Consider the following 22,389-nt stretch of genomic DNA (forward strand, 5'->3'; position numbering starts at 1 on the left):
TCATGGTAACCGAACCGTCCAACGCCGATATTGCAGTAATGAGCTTCGAAGATGCATTGAAGCAGCTTGAGAAGATCGTCGACGATCTGGAGCGTGGCGATGTGCCGCTGGAAGAGTCCATTCGCATCTATGAGCGTGGCGAAGCCCTGAAAAAGCATTGCGATACGCTTCTGAAATCGGCCGAGGACAAGGTGGAGAAAATCCGCATTGGCCGCGACGGTCAGCCGGTCGGAACCGAACCGCTTGATCCAGAATAAACTGTCGGATCAGAACAGCGTTTTGAGCTGGGTGACATAAGGCGCCAGAACGCCGCTCAGCATGTAGGGGCCAAGGCCCCAGACAAGTGTCCACCCCATAGCGCCAACGATGTTGGCTGCCAGAAAATGCAGCGGGTTCATTTTCATGGAGCCCGCAACGATGCCGTTGAGCTGGCGCAGCAGCACGACAAAACGCGCGGTCGCCACGACGTAAATTCCCTTGCTATCGAAAAGTTTCTCGAACTGTTCCAGCCGTTCCGGCGTGAGCTTGACGAGATGCCCGTATCGCAGGATCAAGCGGCGGCCACCGAAGCGACCGATCAGATAACCGGTGCAATCGCCGAGAACGGCACCTATGAATACGGCAATCAGAACGGCTTCAATGTTGAGGGTTCCATGCAGCGCAAGCAGCGAGCTTGCGATAAGGGCACTTTCGCCGGGCAGCGGTGCGCCAAAAGATTCGAAATATACGATTATGAAAAGCGCGAGCGCGCCATAAGCTGCAATATATGGTTCCAGAAAGCTCATTGATTGGCAGATCTTTCGGCGGACAGAATTGGATCGCATCCCTAAAACTGTGAAACGGTTTCTGGATAAGATGCGCGTTGAAACAAACATTTAGAGCGCCGAGCTGATTGAATCAGCTCGGCGCTCTAAAAAGGCTCCGGGCGAGCCGGAGCGTGAAATCTATATCTATCACATCAGCCGATGGAGCGCTTGCCGGTAATCGCGTGGTAAACCCACAATACGATTATTGAACCGATGATCGCGATAACAAGGCTGAGCGGATCGAATGCGCCGGTGACGCCGCGCCCAAAAAGCTGAGAAGAGATAACACCTCCGACGATGGCGCCGACGATGCCAAGGGCAATATCCAGGAAAAAGCCCTGACCACTTTTATTGACGATCTTGCTGCCGATGAAGCCGGCAATTAAGCCTAGTATTATCCAGCTTATAACAGACATCTAATATCTCCCGATGCGTAAATACACTTTTGCATCACGCACTTAGGAAATTTTCACACTACTACAAAATTTGCAAGGTATAATGCTTGTCAAATTGGGAAACCCCTTTAACTTTAACTTACCGAATGCACAGTTGGCATCGGATAACAGGGAGTATCGTGTGATGGGAAGTTACGACGACAACTCAGGCAATTCGCCCATTCCCGGCGGAAGCCTCGCGAAACCGGTTCTGATTGCGCTCGGCGCTCTTTTGGTCGGAAAGATGCTGAAAGGCAATAGTGACGAAGCTGCGGCCGCCCCGGCGCAGCCCCTGCCGGATCAGTCGCACGCAGGTGGCGGTTTGCTTGGCGGCATCCTCGGCGGTCTTGGCGGCTTGCTTGGTGGTGCAGCGGCGGGAAACGCTTCTGCCGCTCCCTCGGCGCCGGGTTCACTGGGGGGCGGTCTGGGCGGTCTTCTTGATCAACTGAAACAGGCTGGTCTTGGTGAGAAAGTGGATTCCTGGGTGGGTCAGGGTTCCAATCACCCAATCGAGCCGGGACAGCTTGGCGATGCAATCGGTCAGAAAACCTTGAGCGAAATCGCTCAGCATGCCGGCATTGACCAGCAGGAATTGCTGAATCAGTTATCCCAGGTTCTCCCCGGTCTTGTGGACAAGCTGACGACCAACGGACAAGTGCCAGACACGAGTTCGCTTTCGAAGTTGTTGCAGGGACGCTGACGGTATTTAATCGTAATTGAACCGCACCGCTTGTCGGTGCGGTTTTGTTTTGCAGGCACATTCGTTAAGATGAAAGCGTCGCCTTTATAAGCGTTGTAAAGCCATAGCTGGAGTTGCGTTTCATGAGCTTCTTTCCATGTCCTGATCCGGTTCTTGGTGATAAGACCTCGGTAGACAGTATCGAAACGCTGGTTATTCCACGCACAAGCGACATTGGCGGACTGGAAGTGCGGCGGGCGTTGCCGACGGTGCGCCGCCGTCTGGTGGGACCATTCATTTTCTTCGATCGCATGGGACCGGCTGTTCTGCGGGATGGGGATGCACTGGATGTGCGCCCGCACCCGCATATCGGTCTTTCGACAGTGACCTATCTGTTCGACGGGCACATCCGCCACAGGGACAGTCTCGGCACCGAAATGGTCATTCGCCCAGGTGACGTGAACCTGATGACTGCCGGTCGCGGTATTGTGCATTCAGAGCGTTCGCCGGAAGAGGAGCGCAACGGACCGTTATCGATTTCGGGTATCCAGACCTGGCTCGCTCTGCCCGATGCGCAGGAAGAAATCAGCCCGGAATTCTTTCATACCAACGCGCCAGATTTGCCGGCGATGAAAGATCGTGATTTCTCCGGCCGGCTGATCATGGGGGCCATGCTGGGGCTGAAGTCTCCCGTGATTCAGCACACTGATACGCTTTATGCGGATATTCGCATAGAACCGAATGGGCGCTTCCCGATCCCGCCCGTGGCAGAAGAGCGTGCCATCTATACATTGCAGGGTAATGTCGGCATTGGCGGCGAAGTGTTTCCGCCGGATCGCTTGCTGGCATTTCGCCCCGGTGACGATATCACCGTGCAGGCCGGGCCGGAAGGTGCGCATATCATGCTTTTTGGCGGTGCAGCTCTCGGTTCGAAACGCTATGTATGGTGGAACTTCGTCTCTTCTTCGCGGGAGAGGATAGAGCAGGCCAAGGAGGAATGGCGCAGCGGACGTTTTGATATTGTGCCGGGTGACGAGAAAGATTTCATACCGTTGCCTGAATAATGTGGATTGCTTTGGGCGATAGGACACGATGTCCCGCCCTGCTTGATCCTGTCGCGTTGCTGCTATACCGACAACAAAACCGAACCAGAGACAGGTTGTTTTAATGTCCCGACCTACGACCCCGTTGCTTGACAAGGCGCCGACCCCGGAAGCCCTGCGCGCATTGCCGGAATCTGATCTGCCCCAGCTCGCACAGGAATTGCGCGCAGAGCTGATTGATGTGGTTTCGACTACCGGCGGGCATCTTGGGGCGGGACTAGGTGTTGTTGAGTTGACAGTAGCATTGCACCATGTCTTCGACACGCCGCACGATCGTATCATCTGGGATGTCGGCCATCAGGCCTATCCACACAAGATTTTGACCGGGCGTCGCGACCGTATCCGTACATTGCGCCAGACCGGCGGTCTTTCGGGTTTCACCAAGCGCAGCGAAAGTGAATACGATCCTTTCGGCGCGGCGCATTCGTCGACGTCAATTTCTGCAGGCCTCGGAATGGCGGTCGCCTCCGATCTTTCGGGCGAAAAGCGCAACGTGATTGCAGTCATCGGCGATGGTTCGATGTCGGCAGGCATGGCCTATGAGGCGATGAACAATGCCGGTGCGCTTGATGCCCGCCTTGTCGTCATCCTGAATGATAACGACATGTCGATAGCGCCACCGACCGGCGCAATGAGTGCCTATCTGGCGCGTCTTGTCTCCGGCAAGACCTATCGTAGTGTCCGCGAGGCCGCGAAGCAGGTCGCCAAGAAACTGCCGAAGTTTCTGCAGGACAAGGCCCGCAAATCGGAAGAATATGCTCGCGCCTTCTTTACCGGCGGCACCTTGTTCGAGGAGCTGGGCTTCTATTACGTCGGCCCTATAGACGGGCACAATCTGGATCATTTGCTGCCGATCCTGAAAAATGTGCGTGATACTCAGGAAGGCCCCGTGCTCATTCATGTGGTGACGCAGAAGGGCAAGGGCTATGCGCCTGCCGAAGCCGCTGCCGACAAGTATCATGGTGTCAACAAATTCGACGTCATTACGGGCAAGCAATCGAAGCCGCCTGCAAATGCACCGAGCTATACCAAGATTTTCGGCACCAGCCTGATCGAGGAAGCACGTCACGACGACAAGATCGTGGCGATTACAGCCGCCATGCCATCGGGCACTGGGCTTGATCTCTTTGGTGAAGTATTTCCGCAGCGCACGTTCGATGTCGGTATTGCCGAGCAGCACGCGGTGACTTTCGCCGCCGGTCTTGCCAGCGAGGGCTTCAAGCCATTCTGCGCGATCTATTCCACTTTCCTGCAGCGTGGTTACGATCAGGTCGTGCATGATGTATCGATCCAGAATCTGCCCGTGCGCTTCCCCATCGATCGTGCCGGTCTGGTTGGAGCGGATGGCCCGACCCATGCAGGTTCTTTCGATACGGGGTTTCTCGCTGCGCTCCCTGGTTTCGTGGTGATGGCTGCATCGGATGAGGCCGAACTGCGCCATATGGTGCGTACCGCCGCCGAATATAATGAAGGCCCAATCTCTTTCCGTTATCCGCGCGGCGATGGTGTCGGCGTGGACCTGCCAGAGCGCGGGCAACTGCTCGAAATTGGCAGGGGCCGCATCGTGCGCGAGGGCACAAAGGTCGCACTCCTATCCTTTGGAACACGCTTGCAGGAATGCCTTGCCGCCGCTGATGAGCTGGGTGCTGCCGGGCTGTCCACCACAGTTGCCGATGCGCGCTTTGCAAAGCCGCTCGATCACGATCTGATCCGCCGTCTGGCACGCGAGCATGAAGTACTGGTGATGGTGGAAGAAGGCGCTGTTGGCGGCTTTGCTTCCCATGTGCTGCAGTTTCTTGCCACCGATGGCCTTCTTGATCGTGGTCTGAAGGTGCGCGCTTTGACTTTGCCAGATAGCTATCAGGATCATGGCAAGCCGGATGCCATGTATGCTGAGGCCGGGCTTGACCGGACAGGCATCGTGCACACGGTATTTGCAGCTCTCGGCCGCGAGGCGGTCGCAGCGCCATTCAGCGCCTGACCGATGGGTGGGGAAACGAGCGACAAGAGCTTGCGGCTCGATCAGCTTCTGGTTGAGCTCGGGCTGTTTGCAACGCGTTCGCGCGCGCGTGACGCGATCCAACGCGGTACCGTCAAGGTAGATGACAAGCCCGTCACCAAGCCGGGACAGACGGTTCTGCGTGCGGCAAACATCGAAGTGGATGATCCGGCAAGTGCCTATGTCTCCCGAGGTGCCCTGAAGCTTATCGCTGCGCTCGACCATTTCGAGCTTGATGTCAAAGGGCGCACGGCGCTCGACATCGGTGCCTCGACAGGCGGCTTCTGCCAAGTTTTGCTGGAGCGCGGGGCGAACCATGTTCTTGCCATTGATGTCGGCCACGACCAATTGCACGAGAGCCTGCGCGCCGATCCTCGCGTCACCAACAAGGAGGGGATCAACGCGCGCGCGCTGGAACTTTCCCATCTGGACGGACGTGAAATCGATTGCGTGGTTTCGGATGTAAGTTTCATTTCGCTGAAACTCGCCTTGCCACCAGCATTGGCCTTTGCGCAAAAAGGTGCTATCTGCGCGCTTCTCGTGAAGCCGCAATTTGAAGCCGGCCGCGAGGCCATTGGCAAAGGCGGCATTCTGCGTGACCAGGAAGATGGCAAACGCATTGCGGAAGAATTGAAATCATGGCTGGAGGCGCAAGCTGGCTGGCGCGCGCTCGGTCTTTGTCCGTCGCCTATTGAAGGTGGTGACGGCAATCGTGAATATCTCCTGGCAGGAAAGAAGGATCAATGACAACGCAGACAATGGGGCAAATTACAATCCGCTCGATTGGTGCGGGCGGCGATGGCGTCGCCAACCTTCCTGATGGCCAGATTTATGTGCCTTTCACGTTGCCGGGTGAAGTGCTCAATGTCGCACGCGACAAGAACCGTGCGACGGTTATGGCGCTTCTCGAAGCTTCCCCGGAGCGGCAGGCTGCTGCCTGCCGGCATTTTGAGGATTGCGGTGGTTGCGCGCTACAGCATTGGCAGGCCGAACCCTATGGTCTGTGGAAGCGCGAACTGGTTGTTTCCGCGCTGAAGGGTAGGGGGATCGAAACGGATGTGTCGCCCCTGGTGGCTTGCCAGCCGCGCACACGCCGCCGTGCTGTTTTTGCGGCGCGCAAGACGGAGAAGGGCGTATTGCTCGGCTTCAACCGTCACCTCAGCCATGAGATTATTGATATCATCGAATGCGCAGTAACCGTTCCCGAAATCATTGCACGGCTTGACGACCTGCGTGAAGTCGGGGCCTTGATTGCACCTGGTTCAAAGCCATTCAAGCTGGCAGTGACGCAAACGGAATCCGGCCTCGATCTTGCTGCAAGCGGTTGCGGCAAGCTGAGTGATGAGCAACGGCGCGCACTGACGGCCCTTGTCATGAAAAAAGGCTTTGCGCGCCTCTCGCATGAAGGCGAAATCATTGTGGAGCCGAAGAAGCCGCTCATTCATTTCGGCAAGGTTCCAGTTCCGGTTCCGCCCGGTTGCTTCTTGCAGGCAACGAACGATGCCGAGGAAGCAATGGTGCAGCTTGTCCTGGATCATGTGGGCAAGGCGAAGCGTGTCGCGGATCTGTTCTGTGGTGTAGGCACATTTGCGCTGCGGATTGCAGAAAAAAGTGCTGTTCATGCCGTTGAAAACGATGCGCCGGCCCTCGCTGCCCTCGATCGTGGCGTACGCCATGTGCAGGGATTGAAGCCTGTTTCCGTTGAACGTCGCGACTTGTTCCGTCGTCCTCTGATGCCGAAGGAACTATTGCCCTATAACGCAGTGGTTTTCGATCCTCCACGCGCAGGTGCGGAAGAGCAGGCGCTTGAGCTGGCAAAATCGAAGGTGGAAAAGGTGGTCGCGGTTTCGTGCAATCCGGTGACGCTCGCCCGCGATCTCGCCCTTCTGGTGAAGGGCGGCTATCGCGTCACGCGTGTCACGCCGATTGACCAGTTCCTCTGGTCGCCGCATGTTGAAGCTGTGGCGACGCTGGTGAAGAAGTAGATGCCCGCCATACCATTAATTTTGCAATTATCTCTTTCTTTGAGCTGTTCAGATGTAACGCCAAAGATACTATAATATTCCTGCGAGTTTTCCCGGCTCATCCCGCCTATCAGCCCAATCGTCTTTATCAATCCTTCCCGGATAAAATTAAGGGCGGATCGCTCCGCCCCTATCATTCGGTCATGTGGTTTGGGCGACAGCCGCAACTACATCTTCTCAATGATTTTCTGGTCGCCTTCATGTGCCTTGCCATTGGCGGCGATGATGGCGGGGACTATGTCTTCTGCCTTGTCGATGACGAGCGGCTTTACCTGATGCGCTGTGTGCAAGAAACCTTCTGCCGTCATGTGCTCCAAGAGCGAAAGCATTGGCTGCCAGAAATTGTTGATGTTAGCGAACGCCATGGGCTTGCGATGCTTGCCGAGCTGCGCCCAGGTCATCATTTCCACGATTTCCTCGACCGTTCCAATGCCGCCGGGGAGTGTGACGAACGCGTCCGACTTCTGGAACATGAGGTGCTTGCGCTCATGCATGTCGCCAACGACGATGAGTTCGGTCAACTGCTTGGCTTTTTCGAGGCTTGCTTCCTTGTCGAGCAGGAAGGTCGGGATGATGCCGGTGACTTCGCCACCAGCTTCCATCACGCCTTGCGCGACCGCGCCCATGATGCCGCGCGTGCCGCCGCCATAAACGAGGCGCAGACCGTGTTCGGCAATAGACCGGCCGAGCGTAATGCCTGCCTCGCGATAGATGGGGTTCAGGCCCGTCGACGAGCCGCAATAAACACAAATGGATCGAATCTCAGACATGATTTCTTGTGCGCTTTTGACCCTCAAGCGTCAAGCGCTTGCGATTTCATTTTGCAACGAAGATTGCCGTCGGCTGTTATTTCAGCTGCCGGTTGGACATTTGCGGCTTTTGTAATATCTCAATCAGTAAGGACTCCAAATCGAGAAGTGGATTGGATATGAAGAAGTGGGTTGTGTTTCTCGGGATCACCTTTGCCGCATCATCCGCATGGGCTGGGGAGATCAACATCAAACTGCCGGATGATACCGAAGTAACGACCAACTCCGTTCTCTATAAGTGCGGTGAGAAAAACGTCTCGGTAACCTACTATAACGCCGGTGATATTTCGCTTGCTGAACTGGAACTCGAAGACGAAACGGTTGTCACCTCCAACGTTATCTCGGGGTCTGGAGCCAAATATGCGGGCGGTGTCTATATCTGGTGGACCAAAGGCGAGACTGCGGATCTCTATAACCTTATGGACGATCCGGACCAGTCGAAGCCGACAAACTGTGTAGAACAGTAAGCCTGCTATTAAAAAGCCTCGTACCTTTTGCTGTTTCGGTGCAGATTTCTTGTGGGGGGAAGCCAAAAGCTATAAACCCGACATTATAGTCTCTGGCGTGAGTTTCGAAGCGAAATGCAAAAGAACAGTTTAGGATTGCTCGGTATCGGGCTCGTGGCAATTGTCGTCGGGCTTGGACTTTATTGGAATGCGACGCGATCCCGCGTTGAGGCACCGCAATCCGGCGCCTCCGCGCCAGCGTCGAGCAATGCGCCGACGCAGCCGCAGACAACGCCAACCGAGACGAAAGCGCCCGACGCAATCAAGCCGGCTGGCGAAACTGCGGCCAGTGATGCGAAGCCGCAAGGGATGCAAACCGAAGAGCCTGCCAGGCAGGCTGATGTCGCTCCGGCAGAACAAACCAACGCGATGCCGGTTTTCGATCTCCTGCGTGTGGAGCCTGACGGTTCGGTCGTAATCGCGGGTAAGGCGCTTTCCAATGCCGATGTCGAGGTTATTGCAGGCGCAACCGTCGTGGGTAAAGCCAAGGCGGGAGCCAATGGCGATTTCGCCATCATTCTGGATGAGCCTTTAAAGGCCGGTGATCATCAGCTCGTCCTGCGTTCAACTGGTGCGGATAACAACGTCGCCACTTCCGCGCAGACGGCCATCGTGTCGGTGCCTGAAACCAAAACGGGGCAGGTGCTGGCGCTGGTTGAGGAGCCGGGGCAAGCGAGCCGCCTGATCACCAAGCCGGAAACGGCTCCGGTGTCGCAGGAAAACGCCGAAGCCGCACCTGAAGTGGAAACCAAGGCCGACAAGCCGGAAGCCAAGCCTGCGCAGGATTTGCCGATCGCAATCGAAGCGGTTGAGATCGAGGGCCAGTCGGTCTTCGTCGCTGGCAAGGCCAAGGGCGGCAATCGCGTGATTGTTCACGCCAATGACACATTGCTTGGTGCAAGCCTCCTTTCGCCCGATGGCCGTTTTCTCGTGCAGAGCAAACAGCCGCTCAGCGTTGGCGATTATATTATTCGCGCCGATCTGCTCGACACTGCCAATCGTGTTTTGGCGACAGCGCGCGTCCCTTTCCGGCGTGAAGCTGGCGAGAATATTTCTGCTGTTGCTTCTGACACGAATGGTCAGACAGCAGCCCCATCCGGTGCGAATGACGGGGAAACCGCTTCGGCGGTAGTTCCGCTCAAGAAAGTCGAAGGCTCCGTCATAATTCGGCGTGGAGATAATCTATGGACGATATCCAAGCGCGCCTATGGCAAGGGCACGCGCTATACGACGATCTATCTCGCCAACCGTGATCAGATCCGCAATCCGGACCTTATCTGGCCGGGTCAGGTGTTCAACATGCCGAAGGAGCCTCTGGGGGAAGAGGATGTCAAGCGTCAGTTGAAAGATGGCAACTGACCGAAAGTTTGCGGAACTGTAGCGCGGCTCTAAAAGCAAGGAGGCGCGTTACAGTAATCAGCGCCAGTCACGATAGTTTGTTTCCGTTTTGGCTGTCTTTTCTGGTGTAAACGTTCCTGAATGTTGAATTACAGAGCATAATCGTATATCGTCGATATACGATGAAAATGGTGCTGGACAAAAATTTAACCGAAGCTGTCCCGGATCTGGAGCAGCTTGGCATTGGCGATGAAGCGGCAGCGCGCATTTGCGCGGCGCTGGGCCATCCTGTCCGCATTCAAATTATCCGCCAGTTGATGATGGAGGACGCCTGCTGCTGCAAGGATATTGTCGGCAAGCTCGATCTTGCCCAATCGACGGTTTCCCAACATCTCAAGGTGCTCGTACAGGCCGGTCTTATCGATTATAGGCCTGAGCGCCAGTCCTCCCGTTACAGTGTCAACTGGCAGCAACTGAACGCCGTTCGAACGCATTTTGCATCCTTCAAAAGCAAATGCTGTGGCTAAAACCTATCCCGAAAAGTGGCACCGGTTTTCGGAAAAGATGTGTCAATACAAATAGATGAAGCGATGACGGAGTTCCACCTCGTACGAAATCGCTTCAGCCCACTGATCTGAAAGAACGCACCATGAGTTCCCCCAAAACGGTTTCCGCTGACTCCGGCGAGACGTTCAAGACACTGCGAAATCTATGGCCCTATATGTGGCCATCCGACAGGCCTGATCTGCGCATGCGCGTGGTTTGGGCCACGTTCTATCTGGTGATTTCCAAGATCGTGCTCATCCTCGTTCCCTATTTCTTCAAATGGGTGACGAATTCGCTGACCGGTCAATTGAACCCGCCGGATTATATACCGCTGTTTCTGGTCGGCGCGGTCATGCTGGTTCTGGCCTATAATGGTGCCAAAATCGTGCAGGCTGGCCTCAACCAGCTTCGTGATGCACTGTTTGCAAGCGTCGGCCAATATGCTGTAAGGCAGCTTGCCTACAAGACGTTCGTGCATATGCACCAGCTTTCGCTCCGGTTTCATCTTGAACGGCGCACCGGTGGCCTTTCACGGGTCATTGAACGCGGCACCAAGGGCATTGAAACGATTGTTCGTTTCACGATCCTCAATACGCTGCCCACCATTCTGGAGTTTGCGCTGACGGCGGTTATTTTCGCTTTCGCCTACGGCATTTCCTATCTGCTCGTAGTCGCGGCTACGGTCTGGCTCTATACCTGGTTTACGATCAAAGCGAGTGATTGGCGCATCAGCATTCGCCGCGAGATGAATGACTCCGATACGGATGCCAACACCAAGGCAATCGACTCCCTGCTCAATTTCGAAACGGTAAAATATTTCGGCAATGAGAACATGGAAGCCAAGCGCTTCGATGCATCGATGGCACGCTATGAAAAGGCTGCAACCCAGACCTGGACATCGCTCGGCTGGCTGAATTTCGGTCAGGCGGTTATCTTCGGTGTCGGCATGGCTGTGGTCATGGTCATGTCTGCGCTGGAAGTTCGGGCCGGAACGCAATCCATCGGCGACTTCGTTTTCATCAATGCGATGCTGATGCAGCTTTCCATTCCGCTCAATTTTATCGGCTTCATCTACCGCGAGATCCGTCAGGGTTTGACCGATATTGAGCAGATGTTCGATCTCCTTGATGTAAAGCAGGAAGTCGTAGACAAGCCCAATGCACCGGCGTTGAAAATCGATCACGGCGCAATCCGCTTTAATGACGTGCATTTTGCCTATGATGCAAACCGCCCGATCCTCAAGGGCATCAGTTTTGAAGTTCCGGCAGGAAAGACGGTAGCGATTGTCGGCCCATCGGGCGCTGGCAAATCCACGATCTCACGGCTACTGTTTCGTTTTTATGATGTCCAGTCGGGGTCGGTTTCCATCGACGGACAGGACGTGCGCGATGTTGCACAGGAAAGCCTGCGCAAAGTCATTGGCATGGTGCCGCAGGACACTGTACTTTTCAACGATACGATAGCTTACAACATTCGCTATGGTCGTCCCGATGCCACGAATGAGGAAGTGGAGAAGGCGGCGGAACTGGCGCAGATTTCCGGCTTCATCCAGCATCTCCCGGAAGGCTACCAGGCCATGGTCGGCGAACGTGGCCTCAAGCTTTCTGGCGGTGAAAAACAGCGTGTAGCCATTGCGCGTACGATCCTGAAAGCCCCCCCGATCCTGATTCTCGATGAAGCGACCTCAGCGCTCGATACGGCAACGGAACAGGAAATCCAGTCTGCGCTCGATATTGTTAGCCGGGGCCGGACCACGCTTGTCATAGCGCACCGTCTGTCGACCGTGATCAGTGCAGATGAGATCATCGTCCTCAAGGACGGCCTGATTGCAGAGCGTGGCACCCACCGCATGCTTCTCAAGCATAAAGGGCTTTATGCTTCCATGTGGGATCGTCAGCGCGAGGCGGATGAGGCGGAAGAGCGTCTGCGTCAGGTGCGGGCAAGCGACGAATTGGGTGTCGTTACACGTGGCGTTCCGGCGGCGGAATAGCCATTGTAACGGCGGCCAGTTATGTTAGGGCACGATCACATGCCCTAACAGCCGTGAATAATTTGCGAAATGGATTTCGATTCTGAGCAGGATGAGGTAAATAACGGCCAAACTCAAAGGAAGAGCGATGAGCCTTACTGACACCATCCGCAATACTTTCGTGCCAATTCATCGGGAAGGCTATCCGTTTATCGCGGGCTTCTTCGTGGTTTCGCTCATTCTGGGCTGGCTCTGGGACCCGCTGTTCTGGATCGGTATGGTGCTGACCGTCTGGTGCATTTACTTCTATCGTGATCCAGAGCGTGTGACGCCGATGGATGATGACTTGGTCATCAGCCCTGCTGACGGCAAGGTTTCTTTCGTCGGATCGGCGGTGCCGCCAGCCGAGCTGGACCTCGGTGCCGAACCACGCATGCGTGTATCGGTTTTCATGAATGTGTTCTCGGTACACATCAACCGCTCTCCGGTGCGTGGCAAGATCGACAAGGTCGTGCACCGTCCGGGCAAGTTCCTTAATGCGGAACTGGACAAGGCCAGCACGGAAAATGAACGCAACAGCGTGCTGATCGAAAGCCCGCACGGCAAGATCGGCGTTGTTCAGATTGCAGGTCTGGTTGCACGCCGTATCGTCTGCTGGTCCAACGAGGATGATGATCTGTCCGTGGGCGAGCGGTTTGGCCTGATCCGTTTTGGATCGCGCGTCGATGTTTATCTTCCGGCTGACGCGACAGTTCGTGTTGCTGTTGGTCAGACGGCAATCGCCGGTGAAACCGTGCTAGCCGATTATGGCAGCCAGCGCGGCGAACCCGTGGTGCGGATCGGCTGAGCCGATGGAAACACCATTCCCGCCCTTTGAGCCCAATGGCCGCGTGGATTTATCGCGCGGCCCAAAGCTGTCGCAGATACCGCTGCGTATTGTCGTTCCCAATGTCATAACAGTTCTTGCCATTTGTGCCGGTCTAACCGGCATTCGCCTGGCTTTCGAGAACCGCTTCGAGCTTGCCGTGGTGATGGTGCTCGTGGCCGCGTTTCTTGACGGCATTGATGGGCGCGTCGCTCGCATGATGAAGGGATCGTCCAAGTTCGGCGCCCAGATGGACTCGCTCGCCGACATTGTCAATTTCGGTGTGGCGCCTGCCTTGGTGCTTTATGCCTTCATGCTCGATCAGGCGCGCTCGTTTGGTTGGATTGCTGCGCTTCTTTATGCCATTGCCTGCTGCCTGCGGCTTGCGCGGTTCAACGTCATGCTTGAAGATCCGAACCGTCCGGCATGGCAAAGCAACTATTTCATCGGGGTGCCCGCGCCAGCCGGCGCCATGCTTGTTCTGCTGCCGGTCTATCTCGGTTTTCTGGGATTGACGCCCACGCGGGGACTCGCTTTTGGCGTGGCCATTTATACCGTGGCAATCGCATTCCTGTTGGTAAGCCGTCTGCCGGTCTATAATGGCAAATCCGCCGGAAGCCTTGTCCGGCGGGATATCGTTATGCCCCTCATCCTGTTCGTGGTGGTTTACGTTGCCTTCCTGATGAGCTTCACCTGGCAAACACTGAGCCTAACGGCGCTTGCCTATCTCGCATTTCTTCCGTTCAGCCTAGCTGCCTGGAACAAGCGGGAAGCCGCTGATCGAAAGGCTGAGAAAGCAGCGGATATGTCATCAGAGCAAAACTGATGACAATTCCCGCTTGATGAAATCGATGCGCTCCTCGACCGACCCTTTCGGCAGGAGCGCGATTTCATATCCGAGATGTCTGTAAGTTCTGTCCATCGCATCGAAAGTACGCACGGCTTCTGCGAAATCCTGCTTCCGCTCCGCATCCTGCCCGAAGATTTCTTCCCATGGCGGAGCCAGAAAGACTGTCTTGTTGTACTGAAACTGCTGTGCGGCTTCTTCCATGTGTTGCGGAACGGGCAAGTCACATAGTTTCAGATAGCCAATTACGTCTGGGACACCGCGGTCGAAGAAGACTGTCCCGCATTGTTGTTCTGCCATCGCGTGAGAGCGCATTTCCCAGCAAAGCATCAATTCCGCAAAAAGTGTACGGTCACTCCAAGGCAAGGCATTGCCACCGATAGCGACCTGATCCTGAATGATGGCGCGTCCGGCTTCCACCGTGCGGGGAAAGCCATCCTTTTCAAGCGCATCAATCAGCGTGCTTTTACCTGATCCTGGCCCGCCGCTGATGATGATAAAGCGCTTGTGGTTTTTGATCATAGATCATCCTCCAATAGCAAATAGAACGCGCGCCAAGCTTGGCCGCACGTGACGAAAGCGTTGAGGGTGGGAGAAATGCCCGCTTAAAAAAGAGCCACCAAGCGGCTAGGCGGGAAACATCAATAAACAAATAGAACCGGCCTTGCATTTAGGCAAGGCCGGAAAAAAATCAGCTTGGCAGATTATAATCGAGGAAACGATCCTGTCGCACATCGAAAAGCTTACCGCTAACTTCAAGCTTCGGGTCAGCGAGCTTGACGATCTTTTCCGCGACCGACTGCGGCGTTGGCAGCGTCTCTGGATCTTCGCCCGGCATCGCCTGTGCACGCATTGCCGTACGAGTAGCGCCCGGATTGACGGAGTTGATCTTGAGCTTCATCTGCTTGGTTTCTTCAGCCCAACTGCGGGCCATCACTTCGACGGCGGCTTTCGAGGCAGCATAAGGCCCCCAGAAGGCGCGGCAGGTGTGCGCTACACCGGAAGAGAGCAGAATGGCACGCCCGGCGTCGGAAGCTCGCAGCAGCGGATCGGTGGACCGGATTAGACGCCAGACGCTGGTAACATTGACGTTCATGACTTTCTCGAAGGTCTTCGCCTCGACATGGCCAATGGGAGAAATTGTACCGAGAACCCCCGCATTCGCGACCATGATGTCGAGCTTGCCCCAGCGCTCATGGATGGATCCGCCGAGGCGATCAATCGCTTCCATGTCGGTGATATCGAGAGGCACCAGGGTCGCGTTGCCTCCCAGTTTGCGGATGTCGTCATCCAGTTCTTCAAGTCCGCCGACGGTGCGGGCAACCGCAATCACGTGCGCGCCGCGTTTTGCCAGTTCAAGTGAAAGAAAGTAGCCAATACCGCGCGATGCGCCTGTTACCAGTGCGATACGGCCCGTAAGGTCGATGCTCATCTCGTCCCCATATGATGCAAGAACATGAAACAGGCGGCCTTTTGAGCCGCCTGCGTGAAGAATTGGGCGATCAGCCGTTGCTGGCCAGCAGCGACAGCGTATGCACGTTGCTCTCGCCTTCCTGATCAAGGAGGCGGGTGGGATATTCGCCCGTAAAGTAGTGATCGGTGAAAGCTGGCGCCTTCGGATCACGTGGCTTTCCGCCGACAGCTTTGTAGAGTCCATCGATGGAAAGAAAGGCCAAAGAATCTGCGCCGATATAGCGGCACATGGATTCCAGGTCTTTGTGCTGGTTAGCCAGCAGCTTATCGGCATGGGGGGTGTCGATACCGTAGAAGTCCGGGTGGTAGATCATTGGACTTGCCACGCGGATATGCACTTCCTTTGCGCCTGCGTCGCGGATCATCTGCACGATCTTGACAGAAGTGGTGCCGCGCACAATGGAATCATCCACCAGCACGACACGCTTGCCTTCGATCATGGCGCGATTGGCTGAATGCTTCAGCTTGACGCCAAGGGCGCGAATTTGCTGCGTCGGCTCGATAAAGGTGCGGCCCACATAGTGATTGCGTATAATACCATATTCGAACGGGATGCCGCTTGCCTGCGCGAAGCCAAGAGCGGCAGGTGTGCCGCCATCGGGCACTGGCACGACCACATCGGCTTCGATGCCGGATTCCCTGGCAAGCTCCATGCCCATGTTCTTGCGCGCTACATAGACGCTGCGACCGCCGACAACGGAGTCGGGGCGGGCGAAATAGACATATTCGAACAGGCAGAGCCGTTCGGGCTGCGGATTTTCAGCCTTGATGGACTCGATGGTGATGGAGCCGTCCTTCTGAATCTCGCAGATGACCACTTCGCCATTTTCGACGTCGCGAACATATTTCGCGCCGATAATGTCGAGGGCACAGGTCTCCGAGCAGAAGATGGGCTTGCCATCGAGCTCGCCCATGACGAGCGGGCGGATACCGATAGGATCACGCGCGGCAATCAGTTTGGTCCGGGTCAGCGCCAGCATGGCATAGCCGCCTTCGACCTGCCGGATGGCATCGACGAAACGGTCGGAAGAAGATGAATGGCGCGAACGGGCAATCATATGCAGCACGACTTCCGTATCGGAGGTCGCCTGAAAGATCGCGCCGGAAGCAATCAGCTGCTTGCGCAGCGTAATGCCGTTGGTGAAGTTGCCGTTATGGGCAATGGCAATGCCGCCGACTTCCAGTTCCGCGAACAATGGCTGCACGTTGCGCAGGATCGTCTCGCCGGTGGTGGAGTAGCGCACATGGCCGATGGCGCGGTCACCGGGCAGGCGGTTCAGCGTTGCTGCATCGGTGAAATGATCGCCGACGAGACCCATATGGCGTTCGGAATGAAAACGACGATTGTGATAAGAAACGATACCGGCGGCTTCCTGCCCACGATGCTGGAGGGCATGTAGGCCCAATGCGGTCAGCGCGGCTGCGTCTTCATGGCCAAGTATGCCAAATACGCCGCACTCTTCATGCAGGGTGTCTTCGTCCAGCATAAAGGAGGCATTTTCAGAAGAATGGCTGGTCATTGCCGCAAGGCCTTTCGATTGCAGAGGCAACTAAAGCGCCTCTCTATCACAAGATGGCTTTTTGTTAAAAGCGAAGAGTTCACCGCTGCGTCGATATAGTCTCATGAACATTAGTATCGCACGATGTTCACGAATAATCTCGCTAATTCCCGCCTGAAATATGATCGCGGAACTGAAATGACAATGTTTGAGCGTCAACTTGGCTATTTTGGTTCCAGAATCAGAAAAGCCGCCAGCGTGGCTGACGGCTTCCCGATAATCGAAAACGGCTTATTGCTGCGCAGGTGTATCGTCAGGAACCGGAGCTTCTTCCTGCTCACCAGCGGTCGGTGCATTGTGCTGTGGCTTGAACTTGTCGATCATCTGGTCGGGATTAGCCGGCAGAAGGTCAATCAGTTGCTGCCCGAACGAATCGAGCATTGGCTTTGACTTCGCGTTTGTAACCCAGGCTGGCTGGTTTGTCGGGACGAGCCAGTTGAAGAACAGCATGGCAACGACTACGAGAAGAACACCGCGCACACCGCCGAACAGAAAGCCAAGTGTACGGTCAAGCGCGCCGATACGGCTGTCGATAATGAAGTCGGCGATCTTCATTGTGATCAGGGAAACCACGATCAGCACGACGAGGAAAACCGCGCCAGCGGCAGCGATCTTCGCGATGGTTTCATTGTTGATATAGGGCTGCACGAATGGCAGAACCGGCTGGTAGAAGAGATAGGCAGCAGCGGCCGCTGCCGCCCACGATACCAGCGACAGCACTTCGCGGGAAAAACCGCGAACCATCGCTAGAACGGCTGAAACCAGCGTTATCCCGAGTAGAATTCCATCAAGCATGGTTATCGGCATTCTGCCTGTCCTCAGTTATTATGCGCAATCACTTTAATACGCAGGGCAGTCAAAGATGCTAGAGCTTATCACCGGAAGGTTGACAGATTCTTCCAGTCATAAAACTCCAGATTTTATTGTTTCTTTCCGGAGCCTGAAGCCGCAATGCGCGCAACAAGGTCAGGCAGGGCCGAAGTTTCCATAAGACGGAAGTTGCGATCTTTCCAAAGTTCGCCGCTGCCGCCGGGCACTTCTGCCTGCCGGAAGCCGAGTTTCTCAGCTTCCTTAAGCCTCTGTACAGCATGCGTTACCGCACGAACAGCACCGGAAAGGCTGATTTCGCCGAAATAAACACAATCTGGCGGAAGGGCAATACCGGCCATGGATGAAACCAGTGCAGCAGCCACAGCTATATCGGCGGCGGGTTCGCTGATACGATAGCCGCCCGCAACATTCAGATAGACGTCATGCTGGCCGAAACGAACCCCGCAATGCGATTCGAGCACGGCGAGGATCATGGCAAGTCGTCCGCCGTCCCAACCGACGACTGCACGTCGCGGGGTACCAAACGATGAGGGGGCGACAAGTGCCTGTATTTCCACGAGTACCGGACGTGTGCCTTCCATGCCGGCGAAGACTGCCGCACCCGGAGCCTTGGCGTTTCGCTCGCCCAGAAAAAGCTCGGACGGATTGGAAACCTCGCGCAGTCCGCCATCAGACATCTCAAAGACGCCGATCTCGTCAGTCGGGCCAAAACGGTTCTTCACCGTGCGCAGGATGCGATATTGATGTCCGCCTTCCCCCTCGAAATAGAGGACGCCATCGACCATGTGCTCGACCACACGCGGGCCGGCAATCTGGCCTTCCTTGGTGACATGGCCGACAAGGACCACGGCGGCACCGGTCTGCTTGGCGTACCGGATCAGCGCCTGTGCGGAGGAGCGCACCTGTGTAACGGTTCCCGGTGCCGAATCTGCCATATCCGTCCAGAGTGTCTGGATCGAATCGATGATGACAAGATCAGGTCGCTTGGCATCGGAAATAGTGGCAATGATGTCTTCGACATTGGTTTCGGCAGCAAGCTCTACCGTCGAGGACGCGACACCCAGACGCTGCGCACGCAGACGAATCTGAGCAACCGCTTCTTCGCCCGAAACATAAACAATGCGATGGCCGCGATTGGAAAGCGCCGCCGCAGCCTGCGTCAACAGTGTGGATTTGCCGATACCGGGATCGCCACCGATCAGAAGAGCGGAACCGCGGACGAAACCGCCGCCGGTCACACGATCAAGCTCGCTGATGCCGGAAATGATCCGCGGCGCATCTTCAATGTCGCCGGACAAAGACGTCAGGGCGACAGCGCGACCTTTGCGCTTCGACAACATTGCGCCGGGTCCAGACCCGATGCCGCTATTCGTGCCTTCCTCGACGAGTGTGTTCCACTCGCCGCAGGAGTCACACTTGCCCGCCCAGCGCGAATGAACAGTGCCACAATTCTGGCAGATGAATTGAACGCGCGCCTTGGCCATCAGACACGCCCTTTAGGATCGGGAAGCTTATTCATATTGTTCCGGGAGATAGGAACCCTCGGCCAGGTCTGCAAATCGTGTGAACTCAGACTGGAAGGCAAGCTTGACTGTGCCGGTTGGTCCGTGACGTTGCTTGGCTATAATGACGTCAGCAGTACCGCGCACTTTCTCAAAGTGCTGTTTCCATTCTTCATATTTCGGATCGAATTCGTCCCGCGGTTCGAGGTTCTTAACGTAATATTCCTCACGGAACACGAATAGAACCACGTCGGCGTCCTGCTCGATTGAGCCCGATTCACGAAGATCAGAGAGCTGTGGGCGCTTGTCGTCGCGGCTTTCCACCTGACGGGAGAGCTGTGAAAGCGCAATGATGGGCACGTTCAGTTCTTTGCCGAGCGCTTTGAGGCCAGTGGTGATCTCGGTGATTTCCTGAACGCGGTTCTGCGCCGAAGCTTTCGACGAGCCAGTCATCAGCTGCACGTAGTCGATCACAAGGACATCGAGGCCACGCTGGCGCTTGAGGCGGCGCGCCCGCGCTGCAAGCTGCGCAATTGAGATGCCGCCGGTCTGGTCGATATAGAGGGGGATCTTCTGCATCACCTGCGAGCAGGCGACGAGCTTTTCAAAATCGGTTTCTGTAATGTCACCACGGCGTATTTTCGAGGACGAAACTTCTGTTTGCTCGGAAATGATACGTGTTGCCAGCTGTTCCGCCGACATTTCAAGCGAGAAGAAGCCGACCACGCCGCCATTGGCCGCTTTTACGGTACCGTCGGCTTGCTGCTCGCCTTCATAGGCATTGGCAATGTTGAATGCGATATTGGTTGCAAGCGAGGTCTTGCCCATACCCGGACGACCCGCAAGGATGATCAAATCGGAAGGCTGCAAGCCGCCCATCTTGGCATCGAGGGTGTGAATACCGGTTGAAATACCGGAAAGGTGCCCATCGCGCATAAAGGCGGCATTGGCCATGTCTACGGCGGTGGTAACAGCATCCTTGAATGGCAGAAAACCGCCATCATAGCGGCCTGTCTCGGCCAATTCGAACAGGCGGCGTTCGGCATCTTCGATCTGTTCCTGCGGGGCCATGTCGACAGGCGCGTCATAGGCAACGTTCACCATGTCTTCGCCGATGCCAATCAGCGCTCGACGTGTCGCCAGATCGTAGATCGCACGACCATAGTCCTCTGCGTTGATAATGGTAACGGCTTCGGTTGCGAGACGGGTTACATATTGAAAGATCGTGAGATCACCGACCTTGCCTTCGGTCGGCAGGAAGGTCTTCATCGTCACGGGATTGGCCATCTTGCCCACGCGAATGAGATCGGTCGTGATCTCATAGATTCGACGGTGCAGAGGTTCGAAGAAATGCGTCGGCTTGAGGAAGTCGGACACCCGGTAAAAGGCATCATTATTGATCAGAATGGCACCCAGCAGCGCCTGCTCCGCTTCAATATTATGGGGGGCCTCCCGATAAAGCGCGTCTTTTTGGTCTCGCGCATCGTCGAGTTTACGTACCGCCGCTTCCGCCATGATTCTCTTTTCCGTTCCTGATGCAACCAGCTAGCCTTCAAGCGAGGCCAAACGCAACGAGGCTTCGGATGATTCCTGCTGGAAGAAACAAGCTATACCATGATTCACACTGATCCACAGTTTCGATGATGGTTTTGTCAGTCCGCTGTTGACGCGGACTGACTCCGGATTGGCGGGGCGGTTTCAAGCGTTCATGCTTTTCCTGACGGCTCGCCCCTCGCTATTGGCCCCTTTCGGCGCGCTGTCGAGGCGCTTGAGACGTTTTTCTTCCGCCTCGATATAGTTGCGGGTCAGTGGAACGGATTCCTGCCTGTGGGCGATCTGAATATGGAACACCATCATATTTTGCCAGCGGAACGCGCTTTCCGACGCTGCCAGATAGAACTCCCACATACGGCAGAAGCGCTCGTCATAAAGCGCCTTGGCTTTGTCACGATTGGCCATAAACGCCTCCCGCCACGCCTTCAGCGTTTCCGCATAATGCAGTCGCAGGATTTCTACGTCGGTGACATACAGCCCGGCCTTTTCGATATGTGGCAAAACCTCTGAAAGTGCCGGAATATAACCGCCCGGGAAGATGTACTTGCGGATGAACGGATTTGTCGCTCCCGGTCCATCAGCACGTCCGATGGCATGCAGAAGGAAAACGCCGTCCGGTTTCATCAGGCGAGCAACGTGCTGGAAATACTCGGCGAAATGGCCGACGCCGACATGTTCGAACATCCCGACCGACACCAGCCGGTCAAACTTGTCGTCGATGTTGCGATAATCGGTCAGTTCAAACTTCGCACGGTCGCCAAGTCCTTCATCCCGTGCGCGCTGGTTGGCAACGGAGTGCTGTTCTTCGGATAAAGTTACGCCGGTGACATTGGCCTTGAGATGGCGGGCGAGATAGAGCCCCATGCCGCCCCAGCCACAGCCGATATCGAGCACCTTGTCGCCTTCCTTCATCAGCAATTTCGCGGCGATGTGGCGTTTTTTGGCAAGCTGTGCTTCGGCCAGAGTGGCATTTGGCGGATCGAAATAAGCGCAGGAATACTGCTTATCGGGATCGAGAAACAGGTCGTAAAGCTCGCCCGAAAGATCATAGTGACTTTTGATGTTATCCGAAGACCGCGAAATCGTGTTCATCTGCTGAAAGCGGCGAAACAGAATGCGTAGCTTCGCCAGGGCCTTCATCCACGGCTCTGTGGCGGCTGTAGGCCCGGTATTTTCAAACACGATCCGGAGTAGCGTGTAAATATCACCTTCCAGAAAGTCGATCTCACCGTCCATGAAACATTCGGCGAGTTTCAGTTCCGGGTCGAGTGCTACGGCGCGCTCTGCATGCTTTGTCTTAAAGTGTATATGAACCGGCACGCCAGTCTTGTCGCCATAATGCGCACGCGCGCCACTGGAATCGGTAACCGTCAGGTCGCCGGTCTTAATCATATGCGAAAGAACGGTACGCATCATTCCATACATCGGCCCCATCTCCTCTTGGGGGATCGAAGCAGGCGCACGTCCATGCGTTTGCATGGCAGGCGGCAGAATAAGTATCAGGACCGCACTGTCATCAGATTTTCAGGCAATATCCCTTCGGTC

At 55.8% G+C, this 22,389-nt stretch carries 22 protein-coding genes; 12 read left to right on the top strand and 10 right to left on the bottom strand.

What is annotated here, in order from left to right:
• Nucleotides 1-2 precede the first annotated feature (2 nt).
• Nucleotides 3-257 (top strand): exodeoxyribonuclease VII small subunit, encoded by a 255-nt coding sequence (locus FJQ48_RS01790; protein WP_002963588.1) that lies wholly within the window; start codon nt 3-5, stop codon nt 255-257.
• A gap of 9 nt (nt 258-266) precedes the next feature.
• Here FJQ48_RS01790 and FJQ48_RS01795 read toward each other — a convergent pair whose 3' ends face one another.
• Both FJQ48_RS01795 and FJQ48_RS01800 read right to left on the bottom strand, forming a co-directional pair.
• Nucleotides 267-785: a DedA family protein gene (locus tag FJQ48_RS01795; protein ID WP_139973500.1), complete on the bottom strand. Its 519-nt coding sequence runs from the start codon at nt 783-785 to the stop codon at nt 267-269.
• A 173-nt stretch (nt 786-958) separates the two neighbouring features.
• Nucleotides 959-1,222 carry a GlsB/YeaQ/YmgE family stress response membrane protein gene (locus FJQ48_RS01800; protein WP_139973501.1) on the bottom strand — a complete coding sequence of 88 codons (264 nt, stop codon included), beginning with the start codon at nt 1,220-1,222 and terminating at the stop codon, nt 959-961.
• A 163-nt stretch (nt 1,223-1,385) separates the two neighbouring features.
• Here FJQ48_RS01800 and FJQ48_RS01805 point away from each other — a divergent pair, with 163 nt between their 5' ends.
• The 5 genes from FJQ48_RS01805 to FJQ48_RS01825 all read left to right on the top strand — a co-directional run bounded on the left by FJQ48_RS01805 (nt 1,386) and on the right by FJQ48_RS01825 (nt 7,006).
• A complete protein-coding gene (locus FJQ48_RS01805) occupies nt 1,386-1,940 on the top strand; it encodes a YidB family protein (protein ID WP_139973502.1) in 555 nt (184 codons plus the stop codon).
• A gap of 122 nt (nt 1,941-2,062) precedes the next feature.
• Nucleotides 2,063-2,983, top strand: a complete 921-nt coding sequence (locus FJQ48_RS01810) for a pirin family protein (protein ID WP_139973503.1) — start codon at nt 2,063-2,065, stop codon at nt 2,981-2,983.
• A 103-nt stretch (nt 2,984-3,086) separates the two neighbouring features.
• The gene (gene dxs / locus FJQ48_RS01815; RefSeq protein ID WP_139973504.1) at nt 3,087-5,003 is read left to right on the top strand and encodes a 1-deoxy-D-xylulose-5-phosphate synthase; all 1,917 of its coding nucleotides are present in this window, start codon (nt 3,087-3,089) and stop codon (nt 5,001-5,003) included.
• A gap of 3 nt (nt 5,004-5,006) precedes the next feature.
• Complete coding sequence (locus FJQ48_RS01820) at nt 5,007-5,768, top strand: TlyA family RNA methyltransferase (protein WP_139973505.1); 762 nt, start codon at nt 5,007-5,009, stop codon at nt 5,766-5,768.
• Complete coding sequence (locus FJQ48_RS01825) at nt 5,765-7,006, top strand: class I SAM-dependent RNA methyltransferase (protein ID WP_139973506.1); 1,242 nt, start codon at nt 5,765-5,767, stop codon at nt 7,004-7,006. The genes FJQ48_RS01820 and FJQ48_RS01825 overlap by 4 nt, the downstream gene beginning before the upstream one ends.
• 206 nt (nt 7,007-7,212) lie before the next feature.
• On the opposite strand, the gene FJQ48_RS01830 is transcribed toward FJQ48_RS01825, so the two are convergent.
• Nucleotides 7,213-7,815, bottom strand: a complete 603-nt coding sequence (locus FJQ48_RS01830; protein WP_139973507.1) for a TIGR00730 family Rossman fold protein — start codon at nt 7,813-7,815, stop codon at nt 7,213-7,215.
• Between the two features lie 158 nt (nt 7,816-7,973).
• Here FJQ48_RS01830 and FJQ48_RS01835 point away from each other — a divergent pair, with 158 nt between their 5' ends.
• From FJQ48_RS01835 to pssA, 6 genes are all read left to right on the top strand, one after another.
• Complete coding sequence (locus tag FJQ48_RS01835; protein ID WP_139973508.1) at nt 7,974-8,321, top strand: MliC family protein; 348 nt, start codon at nt 7,974-7,976, stop codon at nt 8,319-8,321.
• A gap of 114 nt (nt 8,322-8,435) precedes the next feature.
• Nucleotides 8,436-9,719 carry an Ig-like domain-containing protein gene (locus FJQ48_RS01840; protein WP_139973509.1) on the top strand — a complete coding sequence of 428 codons (1,284 nt, stop codon included), beginning with the start codon at nt 8,436-8,438 and terminating at the stop codon, nt 9,717-9,719.
• Nucleotides 9,720-9,880: 161 nt separating this feature from the next.
• A complete protein-coding gene (locus tag FJQ48_RS01845) occupies nt 9,881-10,225 on the top strand; it encodes a metalloregulator ArsR/SmtB family transcription factor (RefSeq protein ID WP_139973510.1) in 345 nt (114 codons plus the stop codon).
• A gap of 122 nt (nt 10,226-10,347) precedes the next feature.
• On the top strand, nt 10,348-12,234 hold the full coding sequence (locus FJQ48_RS01850; protein ID WP_139973511.1) for an ABC transporter ATP-binding protein/permease: 1,887 nt from the start codon (nt 10,348-10,350) through the stop codon (nt 12,232-12,234).
• Between the two features lie 127 nt (nt 12,235-12,361).
• Nucleotides 12,362-13,060, top strand: a complete 699-nt coding sequence (locus FJQ48_RS01855; RefSeq protein WP_139973512.1) for a phosphatidylserine decarboxylase — start codon at nt 12,362-12,364, stop codon at nt 13,058-13,060.
• A gap of 4 nt (nt 13,061-13,064) precedes the next feature.
• A complete protein-coding gene (gene pssA, locus FJQ48_RS01860; protein WP_139973513.1) occupies nt 13,065-13,904 on the top strand; it encodes a CDP-diacylglycerol--serine O-phosphatidyltransferase in 840 nt (279 codons plus the stop codon).
• Here the strand turns inward: pssA and FJQ48_RS01865 are convergent.
• The 7 genes from FJQ48_RS01865 to FJQ48_RS01900 all read right to left on the bottom strand — a co-directional run bounded on the left by FJQ48_RS01865 (nt 13,890) and on the right by FJQ48_RS01900 (nt 22,269).
• Nucleotides 13,890-14,447: an AAA family ATPase gene (locus FJQ48_RS01865; protein ID WP_139973514.1), complete on the bottom strand. Its 558-nt coding sequence runs from the start codon at nt 14,445-14,447 to the stop codon at nt 13,890-13,892. The two genes, pssA and FJQ48_RS01865, sit on opposite strands and share 15 nt — an antisense overlap.
• Before the next feature lie 169 nt (nt 14,448-14,616).
• The gene (locus FJQ48_RS01870; protein ID WP_139973515.1) at nt 14,617-15,357 is read right to left on the bottom strand and encodes an SDR family NAD(P)-dependent oxidoreductase; all 741 of its coding nucleotides are present in this window, start codon (nt 15,355-15,357) and stop codon (nt 14,617-14,619) included.
• Nucleotides 15,358-15,427: 70 nt separating this feature from the next.
• On the bottom strand, nt 15,428-16,918 hold the full coding sequence (purF, locus tag FJQ48_RS01875; RefSeq protein WP_139973516.1) for an amidophosphoribosyltransferase: 1,491 nt from the start codon (nt 16,916-16,918) through the stop codon (nt 15,428-15,430).
• Between the two features lie 270 nt (nt 16,919-17,188).
• Nucleotides 17,189-17,764 (bottom strand): CvpA family protein, encoded by a 576-nt coding sequence (locus FJQ48_RS01885; protein ID WP_139973517.1) that lies wholly within the window; start codon nt 17,762-17,764, stop codon nt 17,189-17,191.
• A 113-nt stretch (nt 17,765-17,877) separates the two neighbouring features.
• Complete coding sequence (gene radA / locus FJQ48_RS01890; protein ID WP_139973518.1) at nt 17,878-19,272, bottom strand: DNA repair protein RadA; 1,395 nt, start codon at nt 19,270-19,272, stop codon at nt 17,878-17,880.
• Between the two features lie 27 nt (nt 19,273-19,299).
• Nucleotides 19,300-20,805 (bottom strand): replicative DNA helicase, encoded by a 1,506-nt coding sequence (locus FJQ48_RS01895; RefSeq protein ID WP_139973519.1) that lies wholly within the window; start codon nt 20,803-20,805, stop codon nt 19,300-19,302.
• A gap of 183 nt (nt 20,806-20,988) precedes the next feature.
• Nucleotides 20,989-22,269 (bottom strand): cyclopropane-fatty-acyl-phospholipid synthase family protein, encoded by a 1,281-nt coding sequence (locus tag FJQ48_RS01900; protein ID WP_139973520.1) that lies wholly within the window; start codon nt 22,267-22,269, stop codon nt 20,989-20,991.
• Nucleotides 22,270-22,389: the final 120 nt, after the last annotated feature.

Source organism: Ochrobactrum sp. CGA5 (genome assembly GCF_006345815.1).
Taxonomy (GTDB): Bacteria; Pseudomonadota; Alphaproteobacteria; order Rhizobiales; family Rhizobiaceae; genus Brucella.

Bases quoted from the DNA above. Each gene is read 5' to 3' on its own strand.
- FJQ48_RS01795 (WP_139973500.1), bottom strand. From the start codon at position 785: ATGAGCTTTCTGGAACCATATATTGCAGCTTATGGCGCGCTCGCGCTT.
- FJQ48_RS01885 (WP_139973517.1), bottom strand. From the start codon at position 17,764: ATGCCGATAACCATGCTTGATGGAATTCTACTCGGGATAACGCTGGTT.
- FJQ48_RS01855 (WP_139973512.1), top strand. From the start codon at position 12,362: ATGAGCCTTACTGACACCATCCGCAATACTTTCGTGCCAATTCATCGG.
- FJQ48_RS01820 (WP_139973505.1), top strand. From the start codon at position 5,007: ATGGGTGGGGAAACGAGCGACAAGAGCTTGCGGCTCGATCAGCTTCTG.
- FJQ48_RS01805 (WP_139973502.1), top strand. From the start codon at position 1,386: ATGGGAAGTTACGACGACAACTCAGGCAATTCGCCCATTCCCGGCGGA.
- FJQ48_RS01810 (WP_139973503.1), top strand. From the start codon at position 2,063: ATGAGCTTCTTTCCATGTCCTGATCCGGTTCTTGGTGATAAGACCTCG.
- FJQ48_RS01790 (WP_002963588.1), top strand. From the start codon at position 3: ATGGTAACCGAACCGTCCAACGCCGATATTGCAGTAATGAGCTTCGAA.
- purF (WP_139973516.1), bottom strand. From the start codon at position 16,918: ATGACCAGCCATTCTTCTGAAAATGCCTCCTTTATGCTGGACGAAGAC.
- FJQ48_RS01835 (WP_139973508.1), top strand. From the start codon at position 7,974: ATGAAGAAGTGGGTTGTGTTTCTCGGGATCACCTTTGCCGCATCATCC.
- FJQ48_RS01800 (WP_139973501.1), bottom strand. From the start codon at position 1,222: ATGTCTGTTATAAGCTGGATAATACTAGGCTTAATTGCCGGCTTCATC.
- FJQ48_RS01865 (WP_139973514.1), bottom strand. From the start codon at position 14,447: ATGATCAAAAACCACAAGCGCTTTATCATCATCAGCGGCGGGCCAGGA.
- pssA (WP_139973513.1), top strand. From the start codon at position 13,065: ATGGAAACACCATTCCCGCCCTTTGAGCCCAATGGCCGCGTGGATTTA.
- FJQ48_RS01870 (WP_139973515.1), bottom strand. From the start codon at position 15,357: ATGAGCATCGACCTTACGGGCCGTATCGCACTGGTAACAGGCGCATCG.
- FJQ48_RS01830 (WP_139973507.1), bottom strand. From the start codon at position 7,815: ATGTCTGAGATTCGATCCATTTGTGTTTATTGCGGCTCGTCGACGGGC.
- radA (WP_139973518.1), bottom strand. From the start codon at position 19,272: ATGGCCAAGGCGCGCGTTCAATTCATCTGCCAGAATTGTGGCACTGTT.
- FJQ48_RS01850 (WP_139973511.1), top strand. From the start codon at position 10,348: ATGAGTTCCCCCAAAACGGTTTCCGCTGACTCCGGCGAGACGTTCAAG.
- dxs (WP_139973504.1), top strand. From the start codon at position 3,087: ATGTCCCGACCTACGACCCCGTTGCTTGACAAGGCGCCGACCCCGGAA.
- FJQ48_RS01845 (WP_139973510.1), top strand. From the start codon at position 9,881: ATGAAAATGGTGCTGGACAAAAATTTAACCGAAGCTGTCCCGGATCTG.
- FJQ48_RS01840 (WP_139973509.1), top strand. From the start codon at position 8,436: ATGCAAAAGAACAGTTTAGGATTGCTCGGTATCGGGCTCGTGGCAATT.
- FJQ48_RS01895 (WP_139973519.1), bottom strand. From the start codon at position 20,805: ATGGCGGAAGCGGCGGTACGTAAACTCGACGATGCGCGAGACCAAAAA.
- FJQ48_RS01825 (WP_139973506.1), top strand. From the start codon at position 5,765: ATGACAACGCAGACAATGGGGCAAATTACAATCCGCTCGATTGGTGCG.
- FJQ48_RS01900 (WP_139973520.1), bottom strand. From the start codon at position 22,269: ATGTATGGAATGATGCGTACCGTTCTTTCGCATATGATTAAGACCGGC.